The sequence below is a fragment of the Acinetobacter lactucae genome, assembly GCF_013344765.1.
In the GTDB taxonomy this organism is placed as follows: domain Bacteria; phylum Pseudomonadota; class Gammaproteobacteria; order Pseudomonadales; family Moraxellaceae; genus Acinetobacter; species Acinetobacter lactucae_A.
On the sequence record NZ_JABVBF010000360.1, the window covers coordinates 1 to 910 of the forward strand.

Annotated in this window: 1 protein-coding gene; it reads right to left on the reverse strand. The window is 29.8% G+C overall.

Features of this window, described 5'->3' with window-relative positions; all coding sequences use genetic code 11:
• Nucleotides 1–55: 55 nt before the first annotated feature.
• Nucleotides 56–637 carry an OmpW/AlkL family protein gene (locus tag HUN22_RS17320; RefSeq protein ID WP_174731977.1) on the reverse strand — a complete coding sequence of 194 codons (582 nt, stop codon included), beginning with the start codon at nt 635–637 and terminating at the stop codon, nt 56–58.
• Between the last annotated feature and the right edge of the window lie 273 nt (nt 638–910).

Genomic DNA, 910 nt, shown 5'->3' on the forward strand with positions numbered 1-910 from the left:
TGTGAGGTGCCTGAGTCTAGGTTTATTATTATATTTTTTCTATTTATTATTATGCTTAAAATTTATAGCTATAACCTAGAGTGTAAACAAAAGGATTAATATCTAGATCAAATTTAGCGCCATTTGTTAAAGTAACTTCCGGACTAATATCAGCGTAACGAACATCTACAAATACACCCCAATTTTTAGCATCAGCAGGTTGGAAATTAAACCCAACTTGTCCTGCCACACCAAAATCTTCTTTTACTTTATCAGCAACACCTTGCTCGTCCCAAGGAATAAATGCTGTAGCACCAATACCAATATATGGTGTGAAACGTGTAGAGTTTTTAAAATGGTATTTCGCGGTAATTGTTGGTGGTAACTGTTTAATACGCGCTACCTTGTTTCCATCTAACAAAACATCATGATTAACTGGGGCTGCTAATAATAATTCTGCCGAAAATGGTGATTGGCCAAAAAAATACTCTATCGATGGGGTAAATGCATATTCATTGTCTGCTTTTACCACACCCAAAGCCGTTGTTGTATCTTCTGATGGAGCAATAGCACTACCACCAAATTTCACTTGCCAGTTACCAGCAAAAGTAAAAGAAGACATCCCCATTAATGCAATAACCAAAGCTTTTTTGAACACTTTAATATCTCCAACCTTATTTATATTTATAATAAACACTTATTTTAAAACCTTGCAATACTCATTATAAAATTATTTTAATATTTATTTTCAAATAACTGTTTTAAATAAAATTATATATTAACCAACTATTTTAATAGGTTTTAATTCCAACTATATTAATCAAGATTATTTTATATTACCAACCATTTTAATATACTTTTAATTCTGAGTGTTTTAATATAATTTATTTAAAATACATGTTTTATTTAAACAATAAAAACCTTCTTAATT